Genomic DNA, 2,604 nt, shown 5'->3' with positions numbered 1-2,604 from the left:
CCGCACGTGCGCTCGCTCGGCGCCGCCCCCCGGCCCAGGGAGCACTACCTCGCGGCGCTCGCCGAGGACGCCGAGCCGGTCGGCCCGCTGGACACCTCCCGCCTGCCGGCCGCCCGGCTCGCCCCGGAACGCCCCCGCCAGCCGCGCCCGCACGGCCTGCCGCGCGCGCACCGCCACCCGTACCGCAACGCCCGCCGGCCGTGACGGGCCGCGCCGGCTACCCGTTGTGCGCGCGGCCGACGGTGACCTGGGCGGTGGAGGTGCGGACCGGGCCGGCCGGGCCGCCCGCGGTGAGCGTCGCCGTGTAGGTTCCGGCGGCGGGGTAGTCGTGGTCGACGAACCCGTACCCGGGGTCGACCGCGCGCGGCGCGCTGCCGTCCCCGAAGTCCAGCGTCGCGGTGCCCGGCACCCAGCCGGCCGTGTACCCGACCGTGAACCGCGCGTTGAGCGGGTGGCCCGTCCGGGGGCGGTGGCGGGCGCTCAGCCGGACGGCCAGCGGGTCCTGGAGTTCGATGGCGCCGCGGTCCCGGTAGCCCCAGGCGGTGGTGCCGGCGAAGCGCGGGTGGTCGGCCTGCTCGGCGCCGAGGAGGTCGGTGGCCAGGGTGCCGAAGGCGGTCGGGTCGGCGGCGTCCGTCAGGCCCGTCGCGGCGGTCGGGGTGTAGTCCTCGCGGTCGGCGGGGAATCCCGGGTCGACGGCGTTGTCGCTCGCGCCCTGGCCGACGGCCCGGAAGGCCTCGGGGGTGGCGAACGGGGTGTCGCCCCAGGAGTAGGCGTACGGCCCCCACGGCACGATGGTGTTGTAGTCGACCCGGGTGCTCCGGATCGATCCGGCCGACACCACCAGCGGGATCGCGGTGGGCGCGGTGCCGCCGCAGCGCGGGGCCGGGCGCTTGGCCAGGATGTTGTTCTCGGCCACCGACCCGATGGAGACCCCGGCGAACTCCAGGTCGCTCCCGCAGTTCCGCCCGAAGGTGTTGGCCACCACGATCGTGCCGGGCGCGTCGGTGACCAGCACGCCCCGGCCGGCGCCGCCGGTGATCAGATTGGTGGTGACGACCACGCCGGTGGTCCCGGCGTCGACCGCGACGCCGCTCACCGGCGCGGCGGAGATCCGGTTGCGGCTCACCGTGACGTTCGAGCCCGTCCCGGTGATCCGGACGCTCGGGGCCGCCGCCGGGAAGGCCCGCGCGCCGCCGCGGACCGGGTCGCCCGCCTCCACGTCGTTGTGGTCCACGGCGATCCGGGTGGAGCCCTTCACGAGCACGCCCTCCTGCGGGGCGTCCAGGCGCAGGCCGGTCACGGTGACGTCGTGCACGCCCTCGAACACGAAGGCGTGCGGAGCGGGCGTGGACCCCCGGGCCCAGTGGCGCGTCCCCACGGAGGCGTTCGGCGCGTGCACGGTCGGCTCGGCGCCCTGGAAGACGATCGGGCGGCCGGGCTCGCCGGAGCGCCGGACGGTGACCTGGCCGGGGAACCGGCGGCCCGGCGCGAGCTGGACGGTCTGCCCGGGCTCGGCCACGTCGGCGGCGGCCTGCACGGTGCAGAACGGCCGCTCCCGGGTGCCGGTGCCGGAGTCCGAGCAGTTCGAGCGGGGGCCGTTGTCGACGTGGAGCACGGCGCTATCGGATCGCGCGGCGCTTTCGGATCGCGCGGCGCCCTCGGCGTGCGCGGTGGACGGGAGCACGGTCGCGGTGACCGCGGAGCCCGCGATCACGAGGGCGAGACCGACGTGACGGGATGCTGGCATGGGTGGGATCCTCCTGGCGTCATCGGGCTGACGTAACGACAGAAACCTTGTTTCGATGGACTGATGCGGGTGGTCTGGACGAGTATTCCCGAGCCCCGCGCGCGGCCTCAACCGGCGGTGGGCCGCCGTCCCCGCACCGCCGGCCGGGGGGCGTTCCGGCGCGCACCCGGTTTGGGTCGCGGCGCGCGGGGGGACTGAAGCGGACATGCTGTCAGTTGTGGTGGCCCCCTGGGGCGATGAGCCGGTGTTCGAACGGAACGGGGACGAGCCGCACGACGCGGCGAGCACGATGAAGGTGGCCGTGCTGGCCGCGCTGCGCCGGGCCGGCGCGGATCCGCGGGAGCCGGTGCAGGTCGTGAACACCTTCGCCTCCCGGGCCGGAGGGGAGTTCGCCAATGATCCGGACTGGGACAGCGACCCGGTGCCGTGGACGCTGCTGGGCGCCACCGTGCCGCTGGGACTGCTCACCGAGCGGATGATCACCCACTCCTCCAACCTCGCCACCAACCTCTGTCTGGCCCGGGCCGGGCACGGGGCGGTGGAGGAGGCGTGGCGGCGGGCCGGGGCCACCCGCAGCGCCAGCCCGCGCGGGATCGAGGACTACCGGGCGCGCGAGACCGGCGTGCACAACCTGGTGACCGCCCGCGACCTGGTCCGGCTGCTGCAATCCCTGGACGACGAGCCGGAGTTGCTGGAGCTGCTGGAACGGAACTCCTTCCGGGTCGACCTGGCGGCCGGGCTGCCGCCGGGGACCAGGGTCGCGTTCAAGAACGGCTGGTTCCCCGGCGTGCGGCACTGCGTCGCCCTGGTCCGCCCGGACGACTGCCCGCCGTACCTGCTGGCCGTCTGCTACACCG

The 2,604-nt window shown here is 75.9% G+C and carries 3 protein-coding genes; 2 read left to right on the top strand and 1 reads right to left on the bottom strand.

The features are described from left to right. Window positions 1–204, top strand: a 204-nt coding sequence (locus ABD308_RS13985; protein ID WP_344333346.1) for a hypothetical protein, incomplete at its 5' end; no start/stop codon positions are given. 13 nt (window positions 205–217) lie between these two features. Here the strand turns inward: ABD308_RS13985 and ABD308_RS13980 are convergent. Beyond that, a complete protein-coding gene (locus tag ABD308_RS13980; protein ID WP_344333343.1) occupies window positions 218–1,747 on the bottom strand; it encodes a right-handed parallel beta-helix repeat-containing protein in 1,530 nt (509 codons plus the stop codon). 205 nt (window positions 1,748–1,952) lie between these two features. On the opposite strand from ABD308_RS13980, the gene ABD308_RS13975 reads away from it, so the two are divergent. Continuing rightward, on the top strand, window positions 1,953–2,604 hold a 652-nt coding region (locus ABD308_RS13975), incomplete at its 3' end, for a serine hydrolase (protein WP_344333340.1).

Origin of the sequence: Kitasatospora putterlickiae (assembly GCF_039527695.1) — a bacterium.
Classification (GTDB): Bacteria; Actinomycetota; Actinomycetes; order Streptomycetales; family Streptomycetaceae; genus Kitasatospora; species Kitasatospora putterlickiae.
Note: the sequence above shows the minus strand (reverse complement) of the source record. Positions and strands in the feature narration are given on the sequence as shown.

Excerpts from the sequence above, each read along its gene's own strand:
- ABD308_RS13980 (WP_344333343.1), bottom strand. The coding sequence starts at position 1,747 with ATGCCAGCATCCCGTCACGTCGGTCTCGCCCTCGTGATCGCGGGCTCC.